The sequence below is a fragment of the Actinophytocola xinjiangensis genome (genome assembly GCF_001921215.1).
Lineage (GTDB): Bacteria > Actinomycetota > Actinomycetes > Mycobacteriales > Pseudonocardiaceae > Actinophytocola > Actinophytocola xinjiangensis.
Genome location: NZ_MSIF01000003.1, coordinates 48,111 through 69,081 on the forward strand (window position 1 = coordinate 48,111; position 20,971 = coordinate 69,081).

At 72.2% G+C, this 20,971-nt stretch carries 13 protein-coding genes; 6 read left to right on the forward strand and 7 right to left on the reverse strand.

The window, feature by feature from the left end:
• Position 1: 1 nt before the first annotated feature.
• Positions 2-286 (forward strand): hypothetical protein, encoded by a 285-nt coding sequence (locus BLA60_RS43060; protein ID WP_154814209.1) that lies wholly within the window; start codon positions 2-4, stop codon positions 284-286.
• Positions 279-614, forward strand: coding sequence for a hypothetical protein (locus BLA60_RS08090; RefSeq protein ID WP_075132173.1), 336 nt, complete (start codon positions 279-281; stop codon positions 612-614). The genes BLA60_RS43060 and BLA60_RS08090 overlap by 8 nt, the downstream gene beginning before the upstream one ends.
• Position 615: 1 nt before the next feature.
• On the opposite strand, the gene BLA60_RS08095 is transcribed toward BLA60_RS08090, so the two are convergent.
• A complete protein-coding gene (locus tag BLA60_RS08095) occupies positions 616-885 on the reverse strand; it encodes a hypothetical protein (protein ID WP_154814210.1) in 270 nt (89 codons plus the stop codon).
• 105 nt (positions 886-990) lie between these two features.
• Between BLA60_RS08095 and BLA60_RS08100 the strand changes: the two genes are divergently transcribed.
• The 3 genes from BLA60_RS08100 (at position 991) to BLA60_RS08105 (ending at position 3,078) form a co-directional block, all read left to right on the forward strand.
• The gene (locus BLA60_RS08100; RefSeq protein WP_154814211.1) at positions 991-2,142 is read left to right on the forward strand and encodes a hypothetical protein; all 1,152 of its coding nucleotides are present in this window, start codon (positions 991-993) and stop codon (positions 2,140-2,142) included.
• A gap of 77 nt (positions 2,143-2,219) precedes the next feature.
• On the forward strand, positions 2,220-2,528 hold the full coding sequence (locus BLA60_RS43065) for a hypothetical protein (RefSeq protein WP_154814212.1): 309 nt from the start codon (positions 2,220-2,222) through the stop codon (positions 2,526-2,528).
• Positions 2,529-2,736: 208 nt separating this feature from the next.
• Positions 2,737-3,078, forward strand: a complete 342-nt coding sequence (locus tag BLA60_RS08105) for a hypothetical protein (protein WP_154814213.1) — start codon at positions 2,737-2,739, stop codon at positions 3,076-3,078.
• A gap of 88 nt (positions 3,079-3,166) precedes the next feature.
• Here BLA60_RS08105 and BLA60_RS08110 read toward each other — a convergent pair whose 3' ends face one another.
• Together BLA60_RS08110 and BLA60_RS08115 are read right to left on the reverse strand one after the other, a co-directional pair.
• The gene (locus tag BLA60_RS08110; RefSeq protein WP_075132177.1) at positions 3,167-5,902 is read right to left on the reverse strand and encodes a Kelch repeat-containing protein; all 2,736 of its coding nucleotides are present in this window, start codon (positions 5,900-5,902) and stop codon (positions 3,167-3,169) included.
• Positions 5,899-10,314, reverse strand: coding sequence for a S8 family serine peptidase (locus BLA60_RS08115; protein WP_075132178.1), 4,416 nt, complete (start codon positions 10,312-10,314; stop codon positions 5,899-5,901). Before BLA60_RS08115 ends, BLA60_RS08110 begins: the two co-directional genes overlap by 4 nt.
• 114 nt (positions 10,315-10,428) lie before the next feature.
• Between BLA60_RS08115 and BLA60_RS46150 the strand changes: the two genes are divergently transcribed.
• Positions 10,429-13,182: an ATP-binding protein gene (locus tag BLA60_RS46150; protein ID WP_075132179.1), complete on the forward strand. Its 2,754-nt coding sequence runs from the start codon at positions 10,429-10,431 to the stop codon at positions 13,180-13,182.
• An 11-nt stretch (positions 13,183-13,193) separates the two neighbouring features.
• Here the strand turns inward: BLA60_RS46150 and BLA60_RS08125 are convergent, their stop codons facing one another.
• The 4 genes from BLA60_RS08125 to BLA60_RS08140 form a co-directional block, all read right to left on the reverse strand.
• Positions 13,194-13,550, reverse strand: a complete 357-nt coding sequence (locus BLA60_RS08125; protein ID WP_075132180.1) for a group I truncated hemoglobin — start codon at positions 13,548-13,550, stop codon at positions 13,194-13,196.
• Positions 13,551-13,612: 62 nt separating this feature from the next.
• Positions 13,613-16,348: an AbfB domain-containing protein gene (locus BLA60_RS08130; protein WP_075132181.1), complete on the reverse strand. Its 2,736-nt coding sequence runs from the start codon at positions 16,346-16,348 to the stop codon at positions 13,613-13,615.
• A 10-nt stretch (positions 16,349-16,358) separates the two neighbouring features.
• The gene (locus BLA60_RS08135; RefSeq protein WP_075132182.1) at positions 16,359-18,191 is read right to left on the reverse strand and encodes a glycoside hydrolase family 76 protein; all 1,833 of its coding nucleotides are present in this window, start codon (positions 18,189-18,191) and stop codon (positions 16,359-16,361) included.
• Positions 18,188-20,956 carry an RICIN domain-containing protein gene (locus tag BLA60_RS08140; RefSeq protein WP_075132183.1) on the reverse strand — a complete coding sequence of 923 codons (2,769 nt, stop codon included), beginning with the start codon at positions 20,954-20,956 and terminating at the stop codon, positions 18,188-18,190. Before BLA60_RS08140 ends, BLA60_RS08135 begins: the two co-directional genes overlap by 4 nt.
• Positions 20,957-20,971: the final 15 nt, after the last annotated feature.

The following is a 20,971-nucleotide window of genomic DNA, read 5'->3' on the forward strand; positions in this document are numbered from 1 at the left end:
CGTGCCGGACCGGATGGAGTCAAGCAGCAGAAGGTTCGTCGACGTAAGCCTGACCGTCAACGCAATTAATGGGTTGGCAGAATTGTTGGGCCTCGCCCCGAAGAATTCCCCGGTCACCGCGCCCGACTGGCAGACACCGCAGATTCTGTCAACGACCGCCACGAGCCTGCCTCGACCGGCGCCCGAGCGTGTACAGGCACCGAAGGTCGCCCGCCGGCCCCCTGCCGGGCAGAACTACCATCTGCGCGTGATCGTCCCCCGGCCGACCGGCGGCACCGATGCCTGAGCAGGTCCGCCGCGCGCTGCTGCTCGCCGGCCTGGCCGCCACCGTCTGGTCGACCGTCCGCGTCGCGCTCCTGCTCACCGGCAACGAGAGCCTGGTCCTGGCCGACGACACCCACGGCTACCAGGCGGTCCTGTCCCTGCTGCTGATCCCGTTCCTGCTGGTCGCCGCGATCGCCCTGACCACCGAGTGGCGCGACCCGGCCGGACCGTGGCGCGTCACCCCCGGGGTGGCACTACTGCTGTCCGCCCCGCTCAGCGGCCAGATCGCCCTCGCCACCGCCGCCCTGGGCGTGACCATCGCCACCACGCCCCTGCTCCGCCGCCGCTGACTCACCACCCGAACGCCGCGGCCACCACCGCCACGACGATCGCCAACCCCACCAACCCGATCGAGATCCACGCCCGCTCCACCGCCCGCGACCCCGCCCCGGCCACCAACGCACCGACCGCGAACCCGCCGGCCGCGACCAACGGCACCCCCACCCCGACCCCGACCACCGTCGACCCCCGCGTGATCACGAACGCCGCCATCAGCGGCCCGAACACCACGGTGAACACGGCCACCCGACGACGCAACGGTCCCCACACATCCGTCGCCACGACACCTCCATTTGGGTGACTACCGGCATACGTCCCACGATCACACAGACAAGGACGATGTGACCGTGCGAAGCTACCATCGCTACGTCAACAGATGGGGGATCTGTGAGCTTCTCCGTTCACCCTGAAGCACTCGAGTTATACGCGAAACTCGTCGAGCGAAACGGCATCAATCTCTCCCTAACCAATGTCCATCTCGTGGATCAGTCACGACTTGATAATATCGATGGATTATGGATACAACATCTGATCGATGCGCACACACAGACCGTCGATCGCATGCGGGACAGCCTGGCTCGAGGCTTTCGCCAACTGGGAGAAAGCGCAGATGAATTGCTTCGCACGGCCGCACATTACCGTTCGTCCGACGAGTCCGCAGAAGCGGACATTGACGCAAGTTACCCTGGGGCCCCGCGTCCACCAATCGACGCCCCGTGGCCGGCCATCACACATCGACCGGGCGAGCAGGGTCCAGTTGAAGTGACGGCGGGCGAGGACATACACTATCCACTGACTCATCTTACCGAGCCGGGCGACCCACCCGACTTCAGTGACCCCATGGCCTTGTTCAACACCATGGGTGACTACCTTAGTCCGACCTGGTGGATCAATCAGGTACTGAACGACACCATCGGCCTGAACCCGATGGAATACGTCAACCAGCTCGTGGTCGGCGACTGGAAAGGATTCGCCCGATGCGGAACAATGTGGGCCCAACTCGCAGAATCCTCTGAAAACATCGGCGACAACATCAAGAATGGTCTCCGATGGCTTGCCGCCGAATGGCAGGGCAACGCCGGCGACGCCGCGACACACTATTTCGATTATGCCGAAAAGGCTTTACAGAGTCACGCGGATGTGTTTCGGGTACTACACGACCAGTATGTCGAGATGGCCCGAGATGTGTGGCTGTGCTCGAAAACCCTGGCCGATATCATCAAGGCCATAATGGATGCCGCCATAGTGGCCGGACTGGCAGTCCTCGCCGCAGCGACGTTCTCGTGGACCGGCATCGGCGCCGGAATATCGTGGAGCGTAGCCGCATGGGAATGCTCACAGATCGTGAAATTGTGGGCAGAGGCCAGCGCCGCGATCTCCACAACCCAGACCGCGATCACGGGATTCGTCGGAATTTTCACATCGCCAGACGAGGTCTCATTACGGGAGATCACACCGACGCCGATGCCGGCCGTAAGCTACGATCACCCGGGAGTGTCGCAAGGACCTCGCCAACCCCGAAAGCGTGGCGAGTTATGAAACATCGAGACTATGACCCCCTTGCCGACCTCACACTTTCCCCTGCGCACAGATTGGCGGCACAGAAACAGTTGACCATGCTCGCCAAGCAGACGAACATTCCCGAACTTCGCGATCTTGCTCGCGAGGTGTTGTCCGGTCGCGTAAACCTTCGCGGCGCATTGAACGATCCCCGCGCCACCACCGTTCTGCAGGAACAGTCCGAACGATTCTCAACCTGGTATCGCGAGCTTTCCGTTGATGAACGCACCGAACATGAAAACGAAGCAGAGCAGTTCGCGAAGGACGCCAGCTCCTTCGCGCCTGGGCCTGAACCCACTGGAATCCGCCGTCGGCCCCACACGGAGGAAGATGACGATGAAGAACCGTCCACCATCTTCCGGTAGAACGCAGAGGTGGCTCGTCGTTCTGGGACTTGTCGCGGTGGCGGCCCTGACGAGCTGCTCGGACGGGACACCCGCGGATCCGAAGGCGCCTCGGGCGGAAACAGTGAACGTTTCCGCACCCGAAGCTACGGAATGGATGGCGGACTTCTGCACCACCGCCAGCGAGCTACGCACCGGACTATGGTCCAGCGGGGCGGGGGATGGACCGTTGCGGGAACGGTTTCAGAATCAGTTGGACACCGCGGCGCAGAAGGTCGCCACGACTCTTGATCGCCTTCCCAGCCTGTCCGATTCACCCGTCGGGGGAGGTGATGCCGCGGTGGCGCAGTTCGGTGATGCACTGGGCGAACTTCACGAATCGCTGGTGCGTGGCCGTGCTGCCCTCGACGCACTGCCGGAGAACGCCACGGAAGACCAGAACGCGACGGTGGTCGCCCAGGTGTGGCCGCGTGTGGCCGCTCGGGCCGCGGATCCGTTCACCGGGGTAACCGTGTCCGCCGCGATGCGTACCGCGGCGGACACATCCGCATGTGCCCCCTTCTCTTTTTAGGAGCGTTTCGATCAGGCGCCGGGCCCACGAGAAAGATCGCCTAGTGGCCGTGCGCGTCGTTGTCGGCGAGGAGCCGGCTGCGGTGGTCTCAGCAGTCGAAGCGGGTGAGGGGCAGGTCGGTCACGGTTGGCTGGCCGGGGCGGAGGCGGACGTCGGCCGTGGCGGGGATGTGGCCGTCCGCGGCGGCGATCAGGGAGTACTGGCCGGACGGGAGCCAGCGGGCGTAGCCGCCGGTGGCGGTGGTGGTCAGGGCGGCCGCGTCGGATCGGCCGGTGACGGTGACGGTCGCGCCGGGCAGGGGGTTGGTCGCGCCGGCGCACGACAGGGCCGTGACGGTGCCGGTCAGCAGGCCCCAGTTCGCGGGCGGGGCGACCGTCATCGTGGCGGGGATCTCGACGGTGGGGTACGGGGTGTCGGTGCGCAGCAGCAGGTCCGCGGGGAAGGTGCCGGGCTGGTCGGCGGTGCGGGCGTCGAACCGCACGGTCAGCGCCACTCGTTCGCCGGGGCGAAGGGTCACCGCTCTCGGGGTGGCCGACAGCCAGTCGGCGTCCCGGTCGCTGGTGCAGGAACTGTTGCCGGGCAGCAGTTCCACGAACGGGGTGCCGCCGAGACCCGACGCGCCACCGCCGACCTTGTAGAAGCCGCAGGCACCGGCGCCCCGAAAAATACTGTTCACCGAGTTCGGCAGCGGGGACCAGGTGTCGGTGGCCGGGGAGTACGCGTGGCCCTGGTTGGTGATCGTGCTGGTGCCGTTGGTGACCCCGCCGGACAGCAGCAGCCGCCCGTTCGCGACGGTCGTGGCCGCCGCCCACGAGTCGGCCGGCAGGTCGGCGTGCCGGGTCCAGCGGTCCAGGCCGGGGTCGTAGGAGTAGGTCGAGCGGCTCGGGCGACGATCCACGGTGCCACCCGTGCAGTACAGGCGCGCCTCGATCGCGCCGCAGGACACCCACGCCAGCGCCTCGGGGTAGTCGGCGACGGTGTCCCAGGTGTTGGTCGCCGGGCGGTAGCGCTGCACGGTCGACGTGCCGCACTGCGACTCTCCGAGGCAGCCGCCGACCACGTACAGCGTGTCGTCGAGAACCGCCGAGCCGGCGGCGGCGACCGGCTTGGGCATGTCGGCCCCCGCCGACCACGCGCCGGTCGCCGGGTCGTAGACGTCCAGCTGTTCCACCATGTCCAGCGGGAACCCGGTCCCCCAGCCACCGGCGACGTACAGCCGGCCACCGGCGACACCGGCCACCGGCCGCTCCCGGCCGTGCGGCAGGTTCGCGATCCGCGACCACACCCCGGTGCGGGTGTCGAGGGCGTAGGCGTCCTGGATCGCGTCCCGCGATCCGGACCGGCCGGCGACCGTGTAGATCACGCCGTCGTGGGCGGCGGCGGCGTTGTCCGCGACCTGGTAGGGCATGTCGCCCTGGGCCTGCCACGCGCCACCACCGTCGGCCGTGGCCGACGGGGCCGGGGAGGCGTCGCCGGCCAGGCGGTAGGGGGAGAACTCGCCGTGCACCAGGGTCGGCGCCACCCGCCGGGCGGCGGAGAGCGGCTCGAACGCGCCCGGCCGTTCGGCGACCGTGACCGTCGCCGGGGCGGTGCCGGTGTTGCGCACCACCAGGCGGGCGTTGTCCCGCTCACCCAGCGCCGGGTCGCCGCGTACCGCGTCGACGGCGGCCTCGATCCGGCCGGCGGCCAGGTCGAAGTCCAGCCGGGTGGCCTGGTTCGGCGCCACCTGGGCCGGTGTCGTCGTGGTCGTGTACCGCAGGTCCCCGGCGGTGAACGACCGGTTCCCCGTCCTGGCCGAGAACAGCCAGTACAGGCCGTCCTCGGCGCTGGTCGCCGTGCCGCCCTCGCCACGCACGCTCGCGCCCGCCAGGGGGTCGCCGGTGTTGCGGTCCCGGACGGTGCCCACGACCAGACCGCCGGGCAGGGCGTCGCAGGAGCGGTTGCCGATGTACACGTCGTCCACGCCCCACCACTTGCCGGGCGTGATCGGGCCGTTGAGGTAGCGGAACCGCACCCGCACACCGGACTTGCCGGCGGCCTGCGGGATCGGCACGGTCACCCGCACCGGTCCCGGCGCGTGGGCGGTGTTGCGCCAGACGTTCTCCCAGCTGGCGCCGGAGTCCACCGACAGGTCCAGCTCGCCGATCCCGGCCCGGCCGAAGCCGAAGCCGGTGAAGTCGCTGGCGAACCCGATCTCCGGGGCGGCGACCGCGCGCAGGTCGGCCGGCGCGGACACCAGCGTGGTGTCGATCCGGTCCGGGTCGAGGTAGTAGGCGGCGTCGGCGACGGCGAACGAGCCGTGCCCGCCGGTCTTGTTGGTGCGCTCGGCCGGGTCGTCGAACCGCCACACGTGGCCGTCGCCGACCGCGTCACCGATCGACCAGCCGGCCGGTGTCCCGGTGCTGTCGAAGGATTCCACCAGCCCGTCGGAGCGGTGCCGGTAGCCGGGGGCGACGCACGTGTCGGTGTCGACCGGCACCGCGACGTCGGCGACCCGCGTGCCGGCCGGTACCTGTTCGGCGGTCTCCCGGTAGCCGGCGTAGCCGGAGGTCACCCGCACGGTGTGTGCCTGCCCGGCGGGCACGGTCACCCGGTAGCGCCCGGTCCACGGGTCGGTGGACGTGGTGGTGACCGCCGCGCCCGCAGGATCGGTCACCACCACGTCGGCCAGCAGCGGCCAGCCCTGACCGGAGCCGTCGGTGACGACACCGGTGAGCGACACCTCGACGTCGACGCCGGCCACCGCCGGGGTGGGTGCGGCGACCAGGCCGAACGCGGTCAGCGCGGCGAGCGCCGCCGCCGTGCTTCTGGCGGACAGGGTCATGACACCCTCCTCGGGGAGCAGCCGGCGCGGGTGAGCGCGAAGTCGGCGACGGTGGTCTGGCCGGCGCGCACGCGGACCGTCGCCGCCGTCGCCAGGTGGCCGTCCTTGGCGACCACCAGCTGCACGCCGTTGGCCCGTTCGAGCCACCGGTGGTAGCGGCCGTGCGCGTCGGTGCGCAGGGTCTCGCCGGTGCCGCCGGCGGTGATCCGCACGACCGCGCCGGGCAGCGGCGCGGACGTCGCGTCGCAGGCGGTGCCGGTGACCGTGCCGGTCAGCGTGCCCCAGCTCGACGGTGGGTCGACGGTCATCGACACCGGCACGGTGTCGGTGTCGTACGGGGTGTCGTTGCGGACCAGCAGCGCGGCGACGTACCGGCCGGGCTGGGTGACCGCCGCGCTCAGCGACGCGGTCACCGTGACGCTCTCGCCCGGCTGGAGGGTGGCGGCGCCGGGGCGGGCCGACAGCCAGGACACCGGGTCCCGGTCGTCGCACTGGGTGAAACCGGGCAGTACCTCGGCCAGGGCGGACGCCGCGCCACCGAGGTTCAGGCCGCCGACCCGGTGGAAGCCGCAGCCGCTGCCGCCCCGGTAGAGCGCGGTGGTGGCGTTGGGCAGCGCCGACCACGAGTCGGTCAGCGGGTCGTAGGCGAAGCCCTCGTTGGTGACCACCCGCCCCCGTTCGGTCACGCCGCCGGAGACCAGCAGGCGCCCGTCGGCGACCGCGTAGCTCATGCCCCACAGGTCCAGCGGCAGGTCGGCGACCCTGGTCCACCGGTCCCCCGCCACGTCGTAGCGGTAGGTGGCGCGGCTCGGGTCCTGCTCCTCGGCGGTGCCGCCGGCGCAGTACAGCGCCGTGCCGATGCCGCCGCAGGCCAGCCAGGAGGTGTCCTCGGGGTAGTCGGCGAGCCGGGTCCAGGTGCCGGCGGCCGGGTCGAACCGGTGGACCTCGTCGGTGCCGCAGGAACTGCCGCAGCCGCCGACGACGTAGAGCGCGCCGCCGAACACGGCGGTGCCCGACGCCGAGCGGGCGACCGGGACCGGCGGCCCCGGCGACCAGGTGTCGGTGTGCGGGTCGTAGACGTCCATGTCGGAGCGCAGCGCGCCGTCGACCCAGCCGCCGGCGACGTAGAACCGGTCGCCGATGAACCCGGCCGCCGGCCGCTGCCGGGGGCGGGGGGCGTCGGCGAGCCTGGTCCAGTCGCCGTCCTCGGGGTCGTAGACGAACGTGTCGCGCACGACGCCGGTCCAGCTCCGGCCGCCGGAGGAGTACACCTCGCCGTCGTGGTAGCCCAGCGCGTTGTCCATGATCGCGATCGGGTAGTCGGCGATCGAGGTCCACGGGGTGGAGGGCGAGGTGCCGGCGGCGACGGTCGCGGCGGCGACCGGGACGTCGTCCGGGGAGAACCGGCCGGGCACCCGTTGGACCGGGGCGCCGGCCGTCGTGGCGGTCAGCGCGGCGGAGGTGCGGTTCCCGTCGGCGGTGGCGACCTGCACGTCGCCGTGCCGTTCGGTCAGGTCCAGGCGCACCGGCGCGGTGCCGTCGTTGCGCAGGGTGACGGTGCCGGTGGTGCGTCCACCCAGCGCGGTCCGCGTGTCGACCGCGCCGCCGAGCACGGTGACCCGGCCGGCGGCCGGGGACAGCTCGACCGGGGTGACCGCGTCGGCGGCGACCTCGACCCGCCGGGTCTGGCGCTGGTAGCGCTCCCTGGTCGCGGTCAGCTCCCGCTCGCCCGCCCGGTCGAACAGCCAGTAGAAGCCGTCGTCGAGGTCGGGGTCGTCGGGGGTCGGCGCGGTGGTGACGGTGCCGCCGGCGTAGGTGACGGTGGCGCCGTTGAGCGGCGCGCCGGTGTTGCGGTCGCGCACGTGGCCGACGACCAGACCGCCGTCCTCGACCGCGCAGCCCCGGTCGCCGATCCGCACGTCGTCGACCTGCCACCACACGTCGAAGGACGCGGTGTAGTGGAACCGGATCCGCACGTTCGACTCGCCGGCGACCTGCGGAATCGGGACCATCACGGTCTGCTTGCGCGCGTCGGCGCCGTTGCGCCACGCGGTGGTCCAGGTGGCGCCGCCGTCGGCGGAGACGTCGACCGAGGCTGTCGAGCGGCCGGAGGTGTTGTGGTCGGTGGCGAACCAGACGGCCGGCGTCGTCGTGCCGGACAGGTCGACCACGGGCGAGACCAGCGCGGTGTCCTGCGAGGCGCCCTGGCCGAAGCCCGAGCTGTAGACCCACGCGTAGAGGCCGTCACCGCCGGTGCGGTTGCCGAAGTTGCGGTGGTCGTCGAACCTCCAGGTCTGGCCCTCGCCGAGGTTGTCGACGACTGTCCAGCCGGCCGGGGCGGCCGGCTCGTCGAAGGTCTGGGTGTGGACGATGTCCGGGTCGGTGGCGCGGTAGCCGGGCGCGGTGCACGCGTAGGGGTCGGCCGGCAGGGCGACGTCCCTGGTCAGGTCCCGTTCGCCGACGGTGACCCGCTCGGTCCGCGCGGTGTAGCCGGGGTGGACGCCCGCGACGGTCACCGTGTACTCGGCGCCGACCGGCAGCCGGAGGGTGTAGCGGCCGGTCGCCGGGTCGGTGTGGGTCAGGCCGCCCGGGACGTCCTGGGCCTGGATCGTCGCGTACAGCGGCCAGCCGTGGTCGGACCCCTCGCGGACGGTGCCGCTGACCGCGACGGTCGGCAACGCGGTCAACGCCAGGTCGGCGGCCACGGTGCCCTCGGCGGTGACGGTGACCTCGGCGTTCCCGGTGCGGTAGCCGAAACGCTGGGCCGCCACGGTGTAGGCGCCGGTGGGCAGCACCATCGAGTACGCGCCGTCGGCGCCGGTGTCGATGGTCCGCTCGACCGGCCCGGTGACCGTGACCCGCGCGCCGTCGACCGGGTCGCCGGTGGCGGCGTCGGTGACCGTGCCGGTGAGCCGGCCGGCGGCCACGTCCCTCGGCGCGGACTCGACCGCGCGGTACGCGTCGAGCCGGCCCTCGCCGTAGACGTTGTTCCGTTGCGCGGTACCGCCGCAGGTGGTGTCGTCGACGTCGACGGCGGTGGTGTCCAGCAGCCGCCGGGTCTCGGTGATGTCGCCGATGACCGACGGCGCGGCCGACCAGAGCAGCGCCACCGCGCCGGACACGTGCGGCGCGGCCATGGAGGTGCCGCTCATCGCCGCGTAGCGGTCGCCGGGGTAGGTGGAGCGGATGTTCACGCCCGGCGCGGAGATGTTCGGCTTGACCTCGCCGTTCGCACCGGGGCCCCGGCTGGAGCCGTCGTCGATGACCCCGTTCACGTCGTACATGCCGGCGGCGTAGGTGGCGACCGCGTCGCCGGGGGTGCCGGCGGTGTCGCAACTGGGCCCGGAGTTGCCGTTGGAGAAGGACGGGAACATGCCGGCGGCGAGCCAGGCGTCGATCACGTCGTCGTACCACGGGTCGGCGATCGAGCCGTTGCTCGCGCCCCACGAGTTGTTGACGATGTGCGGGCGCAGTCCCGGCCGGGGGTTGCGCCCGTCGGCGTCGGTCGGCGCCAGCACCCACTCCCCCGAGGCGAGCAGCGCGAACGACGAGCACGAGTCGCCCTCGCAGCCCTTGGCGGCGATCCAGGTCGCGCCGGGGGCGACGCCGATGCCGCCGGCCGGGCCGCCGCCGGTCATGGTGCCCATGGTGTGCGTGCCGTGCCCGGAGTTGTCGCACGGCGCGGGGGTGGAGGTCTGGCACACCGAGGCGGGGTCGTACCAGTTGTAGGCGTGGTCGAAGGTGCCGTCGCCCCGGTTGCCCCGGTACCGGTCGACCAGCGCGGGGTGGTCGAACTGCACGCCGGAGTCGATGTTGGCCACGACGATGCCGGTGCCGTCGGCCTGGAAGTCCCGCCAGACGTCGTCGGCGCGGATGTCGGCGACACCCCACTCGACGGCGGCCCGCGCGGCGGCGGTGGCGGCGGGTTCTGGCTCGGGCAGCGCGTAGGTGCGCGCCGGGTACAGGGTGGCGACCTCGGTCCTGGCGGCCAGGGTCCCGGCGAGGGTCTCGTCGCCGTCGAAGACGTAGATGGTGTTGGCGGCGCTGAAGGCGTGGTAGCGCACGCCGGCCGCGTCGAGCTGCTGGCGCACGGCCCGCTGGCTGTCGCGCGCGGTGCGGTCCAGCGCGGCGAGCACCGCCGCGCCACGTTCGGTCCAGCCGGCGGTCCGGGACGCCTCGGTGAGGTCGGCCCGCGCGGTGAACGACACCAGGAAGTCCTGCCGGCCGGTGTCCAGCGCGCCGCTCAGGTCACGGTCGATCTTGGCCTGCGCCGGGGACGCCGGCGGCGGCGCGGCGGGCAGCGCGGCGGGCAGCGCGGCGGGCGTGGCAGCGGTGGCCTGACCGCCCGTCGAGGCGAGCAGTCCGGCGGCGAGCGTGACGCCGAGCAGCCGTCTCAGTGTGCCGACCGTCATACGGGTCCTCCGTCCACAGCGGATCTCGGTTATAGAAACCACGTGGCGGGAGGTGCCATCATCCGTACGGGCTACTGAAAATTGACACTGAACGTTGACTACGTACGGGTTGGCATGGAGTTCGTTGGCCGGGTGTCGGAACTCGCCACGTTGCGCGCCGCCGTGGCGGCCGCTCCCGCGATGGTGCTGGTCGACGGCGAGGCGGGGGTCGGCAAGAGCAGGCTGGTGGACGAGGCGCTGACCGGGTTCGGTGACCGGGTGCTGCTGGTCGGGCAGTGTGAGCCGGTGCAGGAGCCGTTCCCGCTCGGGCCGGTGCTGGACGCGGCCGGTGGGGTCGCCGGGCGGCTGCGCCCGCCGGAGGAGCTGAACCCGGTGATCGGTGCGCTCGCGCCCTACCTGCCGGAACTGGCGGGCCGGCTGCCCCCGGCGCCGCCGGCCCTGCCCGACCAGCGCGCCGAACGGCACCGGCTGTTCCGGGCCGCCACCGCGCTGCTCGGCGAGCTCGGCCCGGCCGTGCTGGTCGTGGAGGACGTGCACTGGGCGGACGCGAGCACCGTGGAGTTCGTGGCGTTCCTGGCCTCGCGGCTGCCGCCCGAGCTGACCGTGGTGGTGACGCTGCGCAGCGAGGACCACCGGCGACTGCCGATCTGGGAGGCGCTGGCCGGCAGCGTCGGGCGGATCACGGTACGGCCGCTGGAACCGGCGGAGGTCAGGGTGCTCGCCGGGCAGGTCGTCGAGCAGGTGCCCGACCGGTTCGTCACGACGCTGGTCGACCTGACCGCCGGGATCCCGTTCATCGTCGAGGAGGTGCTGGGGGCGCTGTCCGGTGACCGCACCCGCCTCGGTGACCTCGCCGTGCCGACGGCGCTGCGTGACGTGCTGCTGCACCGCTGGAACTCCCTCGACGAGCGGTCCCAGGAGGTGCTCGGCGCCGCCGCGGTCCTCGGCCCGGCCCCGGACGACGACCTGCTCGTGCGGGTGGCCGGTGCGAGCCCGGCGGCGGTGGCCGCCGCGCTCGGTCAGGCGCTGGCCGTCGGCCTGATGTACGAGGACGGCGGCCGGACCAGGTTCCGGCACGCGCTGGCCAGGCAGGTCATCCACGAGGCGCTGCCGGCGCCGGTCCGGCGGCTGCTGCACCTGTCGGCGGCCGGGGCGCTGGCCGAGGGCCCCGAGCCGAGACCCGTCGCGCGGCTGGCCTACCACTACCGGGGGGCCGGCCGGGACGCCGAGGCGGTGCGCTACGCGGAGGCGGCGGCCGACCTGGCGCTGTCCCACGGCGACGACGCGACCGCCGCCCGGTTCCTGATGCGCGCGCTGGAGGTCCCCGACCTCGACGACCGGGTCCGTCTGGTCCGCAAGATGGCCCGGGCGGCGGTCGACGGCCTGGCCCACTCGGAGGCCACGCCGATCCTGCGCGGCCTGGTGGACGACGACCGGCTCCCCCGGCCGGCGCGGGGCGAGCTGCGGTTCCTGCTCGGCCGGCTGCTGCGCCAGCAGGGCGAGGCCACCCTGGGCTACGAGGAGATCGAACGTGCCGTGTCCGAGGTGGCCGACCGCCCCGACCTGCTGGGCCGGGCCCTGGCGATCCTGGCGGTGCCCGACGTCGTCACCGACCGCACGGTCGACGAGCACCTGGCGAGGTCCGCCGCCGCCGGCGAGGCCGCCGCCCGCAGTGACGACACGGCGGTGGGTCTGGCGCACCGCATCGCGATGGCGTCGCTGCGTGTCGCGGTCGGCGCGCCGGACGGCTGGCACCTGGTCGACGAGCTGTGCCGCGACCCGGTGCTGCTGGCCGAGCCGAGGGAGTTCGCCCGGGCGTGCCTGAACTGGGCGCAGAGCGCGCTCTACGTCGGCTACCTGGACCGCGCGGAGGCGCTCTACCGGCAGGGCCGCCGGGTGGCCGAGGACGCCGGCTACGTGCGGGTGGCCAGGGTGATCGAACTGGTGGCGGTGTCGATCGACCGCGAGGCCGGCCGCTGGGACGGGCTGGAGCAGCGGGCCCGTGCGCTGGTCCGCGAACCCGACGACTTCGCGGCGGCGGAGCTGGACGTGCGTTACCTGCTCAGCTCGGTCCTCGCGGCCCGGGGCGACACCGAGGAGGCCAGGGCGGGCCTGACCGAGGTGGCGGACACGGCCGAGCGGGTGGGGGCGGTCCGCCCGCTGATCCCCGCGCGGGCGGCGCTGGCCAGGCTCCTGCTCACCACCGGTGCCCCCGCCGAGGCCGTCCGGGAGGCGGAGAAGTGTCTGGAAGCGGTGCGCGCCAAGGGGAACTGGGTGTGGGGGGCCGAGCCGGTGCTGTGTCTGGTGGAGGCGTGGGCTGACCTGGGCGAGCCGCACCGCGCCCGGCCGGTGGTGGCGGAGTTGGCGGCCGGCCTGGTGACCGCCGACGCGCCCAAACCCCAGGCCATCCTGGCCTGGTGCCAGGCGCTGCTGGACCAGGACGGGACGGCGCTGACGGCGGTGTCGGAAACCCTTGGCGCGTTGGGGTTTCCGTACGACCAGGCGGCGGCGTGGGTGTGGCTGGGCCGGTGGACCCGGTCGGCGCGGCTCCTGGAGCAGGCGCTGCGCCGCTATGACGAGCTGGGGGCGGCCCGGGACGTGGCGCGGGTGTGTCAGGTGATGCGGGACGTGGGGGTGACGGTTCCGTATCCGTGGCGTGGTGGGCGCCGGTCCTACGGCGAGCTGTTGTCGCCGCGCGAGCGGGAGGTGGCGACGTTGGCGGCCCAGGGGTGGTCCAACCGGGAGATCGCCGCGCGGTTGTTCCTGTCACAGCGGACGGTGGAGAGTCATGTGGCGCGGGTGCTGCGGAAGCTGGGGGCCAGTTCCCGACGGGAGCTGGCTCCGTTGCTGACCACCGACCACGCCTGACCCGACACCGCTCACTCGGCGGAGACGATGTCCCCGGCCAGCGGCGCGACCGCCGCCATGATGTCCGGGACGGTCTCGCCGGGCACCCCGGCCGTCCGCAGTGACCCTTCCAGGTGGCCCGCCACCAGGTCGAACTGGTGGCGGGTGATGCCCAGTCCCCGGTGTACCTCCTTCATCGTCCGGCCGCCGTACTCGTCGGGGCCGCCCAGGGCGACGGCGAAGAACTCGACCTGCAGTCCCTTCAGGCGCGCGAGGTTGACGCCGGCGAAGGAACCGGTCAGCGCGGGATCGGCCAGGACCCGGTCGTAGAAGTCGTCGACCACGGCGGCCAGGGCTTCCTGGCCGCCGATGTCCTCGTAGATGGTCATTGGCATCCAATGATACAGAGGATCGTAACGCGTATCACCGTATCATTTGGTGTGCCGCAACGCTATGGCGTCCAGGCCGGGGCCACCGACCAGCTCACGTCGAGGTCGTAGGAACTCGGGGCGTCGTACGGGTGCGCGCCGCCGTTGGAGGCCACCCACACCTCCTCCGCGTAGTGGCGCACGTTCGTCCCCAACTCGTTGACCGACGACAGGCGCACCGTCGCCGACCCCGAGCCCGGGGACGCGCAGAACGTGGCGTCCCGCCGGTACAGGTCGGTGTTCTCGATGGCCGCCAACCGAACCCGGTAGGCCTGGTGCCGCAGGTAGCTGCCGGGGAAGTTGCGGGACTCGAACGAGTAGCACGACGGATCGGCCAGACCCCGCCGCACCACGAACGTCGCGTCGGACTTCAGCAGCGCGGGGCTCGCGGCGGTCACCACGTCGGTGCGGGCGACCCCCGCCTGGTGGCGCAGGTAGCGGTCGGTGAACCCCGGTGTCGTCACCCGCAGCGACCTCGTCTGGTCCACGGGCAGGTCGACCGTGCTGCGCCACAGGGGAATCACCGACGCCCACGTCGTGTCGGGGCCGAAGCTCGTCGCCGTGTCCCACGGGTTGGGGCCGCCCTGCCGGGCCAGGTACACCGACTCGCTGTAGTGCCGCACGAACGCGCCGGGGTTGTTGTACGACTCCAGTGCCGTCGCGCCCTGGCCCGACCGGGCACAGAACGTCGCGTCGGCGGTGAAACCGGCCGTGCCGTCCGGCGCGTCCAGCCGGACACGCCAGTTGACGTGGCGCAGGTACCGGCCCGGCTGGTTGCGCGACTCGAACGACAGGCACGACGCGTCCGCCAACCCGGGCCGCGCCAGGAACGTCGCGTCCCGGCGCAGCAGGTCCGTTCCGTTGTCCACGTCCGTGCGCGCGAGGCTGTCCTGGTGGCGCAGGTACCGGTTGGTGTACCCGGGGGTCGTCACCCGCAGCGACACCGCCTCGCCCCGGCCGACCTCGGTGCCGGCCGCCTGGGCGAGCACCCGGCGGTTGACCTCGGCGACCCGCGCCGCGGTCATCTTCATGATCCGGCGGTCGTAGGTGTAGAAGCCGTTGACCTCGTTCTCCAGGTCGTACGGTTCGGTGTACACCGAACCGGACAGGCCCCGGGTCTGCACGAACCGGCCGACCTCACGGGTGATCTCGACGTACCGGTTGGTCAGCGACGTCTCGTCGGGATACAGGTCACCGTAGGCGAACCCGGCACCCGGCTCCCACTCGTGACCGACCACCCGCCGGCCAAGGCCGCCGTACTCCCCCAGCACCGCGACCCGCGTCGCCGTCGGCAGGCGGGTGCCCGAGGACATCTGGTAGGCGTGGTCGTCGATGATGTCGCCGTTGGCCGGCTCGGGGTCGGACACGCAGCAGTTCGAGCCAGAGTTGTGGTTGATCAGGCGGCTGGAGTCCAGCGACCGCACCAGGTCGACGATCCGCCCGTTGTCGTACTCGCCCCAGCCCTCGTTGAACGGCACCCACTGCACGATCGACGTGATCCCCTTCAGGTTCTCCACCATCCGGGTCAGCTCGGACTCGAAGTTCGCGTGCGCCCGTGCCGGCACGTCGTCCACGGCGTCCAGGGCCGGCATGTCCTGCCACACCATCAGACCGAGGCGGTCGGCCCAGTAGTACCAGCGGGCCGGCTCCACCTTGATGTGTTTGCGGACCATGGTGAAGCCCAAGGCCTTCTGGCGTTCCAGGTCGAACCGCAGGGCCTCGTCGGTCGGCGCGGTGTAGATCCCGTCCGGCCAGTAGCCCTGGTCGAGCGTGCCGAGTTGGAAGACGAACTTGCCGTTGAGCAGCGGTCGCATCACCCCGCCGACGACCGCCTTGCCCAGCGACCGCATGCCGAAGTACCCGGTGACCACGTCGGCGCCCATGCTCACCCGCAGGTCGTAGAGGAACGGGTCGTCGGGCGACCACAGGCGCGCGTTGGGCACCGGCACCCGCAGGTGCGTCCCGGTGGTGCCGGTGGCCGAGCCGACGACCGTGCCACCGGTGAGCACCTCGGCGCGGACCTGCTGGCCGGCACTGCCCTGGACCACCAGGTCGAGCACCCCGGCCGGGACGTCCGGCACGGTGTCCAGGCGGGTGATGTGGTTGGCCAGCACCGGTTCCAGCCACACCGTCTGCCAGATCCCGGACGCCGCCGTGTACCAGATGCCGCTCGGGTCGCGCCGCTGCTTGCCGATCGGATACGTGCTGCCGTCGATCGTCGAGCGCGCGCCGACGATGATCTCGTTGCTCCCGGCGCGCAGGGCGTCGGTGATGTCGAAGGAGAACGGGTCGAACCCGCCGGTGTGCGTGCCGACCCGGGTGCCGTTCACCCACACCCTGGTCTCCCAGGTCACCGCGCCGAAGTTGAGCCTGACCCGCCGTCCGTCCCAGGTGGACGGAATGGTCACCGTGCGGCGGTAGTACATGTTGTCCTCGTGCCGCTGGATGCCTGACAGCGCCGACTCGATCGGGTAGGGCACCAGCACGCCCTCCGGGAGGGTCTGCCCCACCGGTGGCGAGTCGATGTTCGGCGCGCCGGTGAACTCCCACACGCCGTTGAGGTTGAGCCAGTCCGCCCGCACCAGCTGCGGGCGCGGGTAGTCGGGCAGGGCGTTGGTCGGCGACACCTGGCTCGTCCACGGCGTGGTCAGCGGCGGTGTCTTGGGTAGCCACTCGGCCGCCTGCGCGGCCGGGGCGAGCGCGACGACGGCGGTCGCCGCGATCAGCGACGCCGCGGTGGCGGCGAGGATCCGTCTCATGGGTTCTCCCTCATTCGGCGGTGAGCGCTTCGAGGCCGCTCGCCTGGGTACGCCAGTCGGTCGGGTTGGGGTCGCCGCCCGCCCACCGCTGGCCCAGCCGGTTGAGCGGGTCGCGGGCGGCTGACCAGACGGAGTCCGCCTGGGTGCGCAGGAACGCCCGGTGGGCCGGTGAACCGGTCACCGACGCCAGGTCGGCGAGGTAGCGGACGAAGATGCCCTTGAACTGCTTCTGGTTGTCGTCACAGGTGTTCTGGTCGCAGCGTTCGGTCAGCACGCCGCCGCTGACCAGCACCGGGCTGGTGGTGCCGGCGTCGGCCAGCCGGACGGCCGCGTCGCGGTAGCCGACGTCGCCGGTGGCCCGCCACGCCTCGGTGAGGCCTCCGATGGCCAGGCCCTGGTTGTAGGTCCAGACCGGCTGGCCGTTGTTGCGGCAGTCGCGGGTCAGGCCGTCGTTGACCAGGTTCGCCGCGTTGACCAGACCGCTGCCCAGGTACCAGTCGGCGGCCGTGCGGGCGCGGCCGAGCCAGCGGGTGTCGGCGGGGACCCGCCGGGCGAGCGACGCCGTGAGCCGCAGGTACTGGCCCGCGGTGACCGCGTTCTTGTAGGTGCGTTCGCGGTCCCACCACACGCCGCCGCCGCAGGTCGCCGGGTCCCAGAATCCGTGCACGTACTCGGCGATGGTGACGGCCATGTCGAGGTAGCGGGACTCGCCGGTGTGGTCGTAGGCCGCGACCCAGGCCAGCGCCCACCAGGCGCTGTCGTCGATCGAGCGGCTGACGAAGTCGCCCTCGATCGGGTCGGTGCCGCGCTCGCCGGCCGGGAAGCTGCCCCGGTTGCGGTCGAAGGTGCGGGCGATCACCCAGTCGTAGCGGCGGTCGCCGGTGCGGGCGGCGTAGGCGATGACGGCGGTGAGCGTGGCCGCCGAGTTCCACCAGCTGCCACGCCACCAACCCTGGTACGGGTCGTAGGAGTACAGCAGGGCGTCGGCCGACGCGGCGGCGCGGGCCGAGGCCGGGCGCGCCCACGCCGTGCAACTGCCCTGCTGGTAGGGCTCGGCGCGGCCACACGCGCGGACCGCCCCGCCGTAGTGGCGGCCACGCGGGTCGCGGGTGGCGAACATCGTGGTGGTCGCGCCGGTGCCGGTGGCCGAGGTCCGGCCCAGCGACGAGCCGCCCGGCCAGCTGACACCGGCGTCCCAGGAGCGGTCCAGCCAGATCTCGTCGCCCGGGCCGCCGGCCTCGATGGTGCCCCACGCCATCCCGCCCCGGTCGACGTGCAGCCGGATCGTGCGGCCGAACAGCGTCGTGGGCGGCACCGGTGCGAGGTCACCGTCGGCCAGGCCGGCGTCGGTGCGGTCGCAGCGGGTGTCGCACACCGTGGGGTGGACCCAGTCGGTGCAGGTCACCCCGGCCGCGTCACCGCACGCCCTGATCACGCCCCGGCGGTGGCCGCCGGGATCGGAGACGTTGTACATGAGGGTGCGGGTGCCGGTCCAGGACGGCGGGATGGCGGCCTTGCCGAGCAGGCCCTCCCAGGTGGCGCCGCCGTCCCAGGAACGGTCCAGCCACACCGCGTCGCCGGTGGTGCCCTCGTCGATGCTGCCCCACGCCATACCGTCCACATCGGACACGTGAAGGACCAGCCGGCGGCCGTTGAGGTCACGCTCGGGCACCGGGAAGGTCTCCTCCCCGGCCCGGGACGGGTCCAGGGTGTCGCAGTGCAGGAAGCACACGACGGCCTGGGGCGCCTGCGGAACCTGTGGGACCGGTGGGACCTCGGTCGCCGCCGGTACGTCGAGCAGGCCCACCACCAGGACCGTGGCGAGCAGTGACGCGGCCGTCACGACAGCTGCCAGAGGTGGTCGGGCGTCCCGGCGTCGGCGAACTGGACGACCTGCGCCGAGTCGGCGTGCGACATGCCGTCCACGGCCAGCACCTTGCCCGAGTTCGCGTTCTGCACCCGCCACAAGTCGTCGGTGCTCGGGCGCAGCCGCCACAGGTGGTCGCGGGTACCGTTGTCGGCGAACTGCACCACCCACGCGGAGTCGGCGCTCGACATCCGGTCCACCGCGAGCACCTTGCCGGAGTTGCGGTTGCGGATCCGGAAGTACCCGTCGGCGTCGGGCAGGAACTCCCAGTCGTGGTCGGCCGTCCCGTTGTCGGCGAACTGGACCACCCGCGCGGAGTCCTCGGTGGACATCCGGTCGACGCCAAGGACCTTGGTGGAGTTGAGGTTGCGGATCTGGACGAACCCGTCGGGCAGGATCCGCCACAGGTGGTCGGCGGTGCCGTTGTCGTCGAACTGCACGACCGGCGCGGAGTTCTGGGTCGACATCAGGTCCACGCCAAGGACCTTGCCGGAGTGCCGGTTGCGCAGCCGGAACCAGCCGTCGCCGTTGTCCAGCAGCTCCCACACGTGGTCGGTCGCGCCGTCGTCATCGAACTGCACCACCGGCGCCGAGTTCACCGGGGACGCACCGTCCACGGCCAGCACCCGACCGGAGTGCGCACTGGCGACCTTCACCCGGCCGTTGCCGCAGTCCACCAGCCGCCAGCGGTGGTCGGCGGTGCCGTTGTCGTCGAACTGCACGATCCGCGCGCCGTTGGCCGTCGACATGCCGTCGATGGCCAGGACCTTGCCGCTGTTGCGGTTCTGGATCCGGCAGCGCACCCCCGGCGCGCCCCAGCCGAGCGTCCCGCCGGCCTGGGGGAACGCGGTGATCCGCAGCCGCGCGGCACCCATCGGCACCAGGGTCACCGTGCGGGCCGGGGCCGTGGTGGCGACCGGGCCGCCGCGCAGGGTGGCGACGACGTTCTCGTCGTCGGCCGTCCAGTCCGGGACGTCCCTGGCCTGGGTGGTGATCCGGACCGGGGCGCCGTCGAGGGTGAACGGGTCGTCGAGGTCGCCGCCGGTGCCGACGGTCAGCGGCGCGCCGGGCACCAGGGCCACGTTCCACGCCGAGCCGGCGGTGACCTCGTACTCGGGCCACGCCTCGGTCCCCCCGTAGCGGCGCCACAGCTCGTCGATCCGCAGGGAGAAGGTCAGCGGACCCCGGTCCACCGACACCGCGTGGTTGTGCTGCCACACCCGGGTTCGCGGCGGCATCGGCAGGCGCAGGACCACCGTGTCGCCCTCGCTCCAGGTGCGGTGCACGGTGACGAACCGGGGGCCGCCGGCGGCCGGGACGGCGGTGCCGTTGACGGTCAGCGCCGGGTCGGGGCACCAGCCGGGCACGCGCACGGCGAACGGGAACGCGCGCGGCGACGGCAGCGAGAACCGGAAGGTGACGGTGTCGCCGAACGGGTAGTCGGTGCGTTCGACGACCGTGACCCCGCCAGCGCTCACCGTGCACGGCCCGTACAGCGCGGCCACCAGCCCACCGTCCGGAGTGGACAGCCACATCTCCTCGACGAAGTACGGCCAGCCCTGGCCGTAGTTGTGCGGACAGCAGCGGTACTGGTCGACGCCCGGCTGGTAGGCCTGCATGGCGAAACCGTTCTGGAACTGGCGGCGCCGCTTGGGCACGTCGTCGAGGTGCACGGAGTTGGCGCTGGTCACGTAGTGGCACACGCGCCCGAGCGGGTCCAGGCTGGGAGCGAGCGCGTTGAACGCCAGCTCCTCGGTGCGGTCGGCCCACAGCGGGTCGCCGGTGATCCTGGTGAGCAGCTCGTGGCTGGCCATCAGCTCGACCACACCGCAGGTCTCGAACCCCTGGCGCGGGTCGCCGTAGCCGGGGCGCAGGTTCTCGTCGCCGGCGAAACCGCCGCCGGGGAACTGGCCGTGGGCGGCCATGATCCGGTCGTACACCCGGTAGGGCGAGCCCCGGTGGGTGTCGTCGCCGGACAGGCGCCAGTACTGGGCCGGTTCGCGGAAACCCTGCGCGATGTTGACGTTGTGCGGGGTGGGCAGGTTGTCGACCCAGTTCGCCGAGCGGGCGTGGACGCGGTGCACGAGGTCGAGCAGCGCCGGGTCGCCGGTGCGTTCGTGCAGCCAGCACAGCACGTCGATGGTGTCGCCCCAGCGGGTGGTGCCCCAGCCGTCGGTGAACACCGCGTCGGGTTGGCCGGCCACGTAACGGAAGTAGCGGGTGAGCAGGTCGTCGACGCGCCGGTCGTCGTGGTACTCGGCCCACGAGCGCAGCGCGTGCAGCATCGGCATGTGCGGCCACAGGTCGGCGTGACCGGCCAGCGACGAGCGGTGCGCCGACGGGCCGAAGTAGCCGTCGGGGGCCTGGGTGGCGATGACCGACTCGATCCAGCGTTCGGTGTCGGCCAGCACCCTGGCGTCGCCGGTGACGTAGCCGAGGTCGCCGAAGCCGCGTAGCCAGTAGGGAAGTTCCTCCCAGCCGGGGCGGTCGGGGTGCACCCAGCCGCTGTCGTCGTGGCGCAGGAAGTGGGAGATCTCCTGGAACCGGCCGTTGAGGCCCTCGCGCTGACGGTCGAGCTGGGTGGCGAGCCAGCCCTGGGCGCGGACGGCTCCCGGAAGGAGACGTTGGAACGCCGGGGGCCTGAGGGTGTCGGCACGCCGGTCGGCGGCCGCGCCGGGGGTGAGGAGGGTGCCGACGGCGATGGCGCCGCCGGCCAGGAACGTACGTCGAGGTACGGGCATGTCTGCTCCAGGGGC

Coding starts and splice junctions, on each gene's coding strand:
- BLA60_RS08130 (WP_075132181.1), bottom strand. CDS start 16,348: ATGAGACGGATCCTCGCCGCCACCGCGGCGTCGCTGATCGCGGCGACC.
- BLA60_RS08140 (WP_075132183.1), bottom strand. CDS start 20,956: ATGCCCGTACCTCGACGTACGTTCCTGGCCGGCGGCGCCATCGCCGTC.
- BLA60_RS08125 (WP_075132180.1), bottom strand. CDS start 13,550: ATGACCATCTACGAGGACATCGGCGGCCAGGAAGCCCTGGCCGCCGTG.
- BLA60_RS46150 (WP_075132179.1), top strand. CDS start 10,429: ATGGAGTTCGTTGGCCGGGTGTCGGAACTCGCCACGTTGCGCGCCGCC.
- BLA60_RS08110 (WP_075132177.1), bottom strand. CDS start 5,902: ATGACCCTGTCCGCCAGAAGCACGGCGGCGGCGCTCGCCGCGCTGACC.
- BLA60_RS43065 (WP_154814212.1), top strand. CDS start 2,220: ATGCTCGCCAAGCAGACGAACATTCCCGAACTTCGCGATCTTGCTCGC.
- BLA60_RS08115 (WP_075132178.1), bottom strand. CDS start 10,314: ATGACGGTCGGCACACTGAGACGGCTGCTCGGCGTCACGCTCGCCGCC.
- BLA60_RS08090 (WP_075132173.1), top strand. CDS start 279: ATGCCTGAGCAGGTCCGCCGCGCGCTGCTGCTCGCCGGCCTGGCCGCC.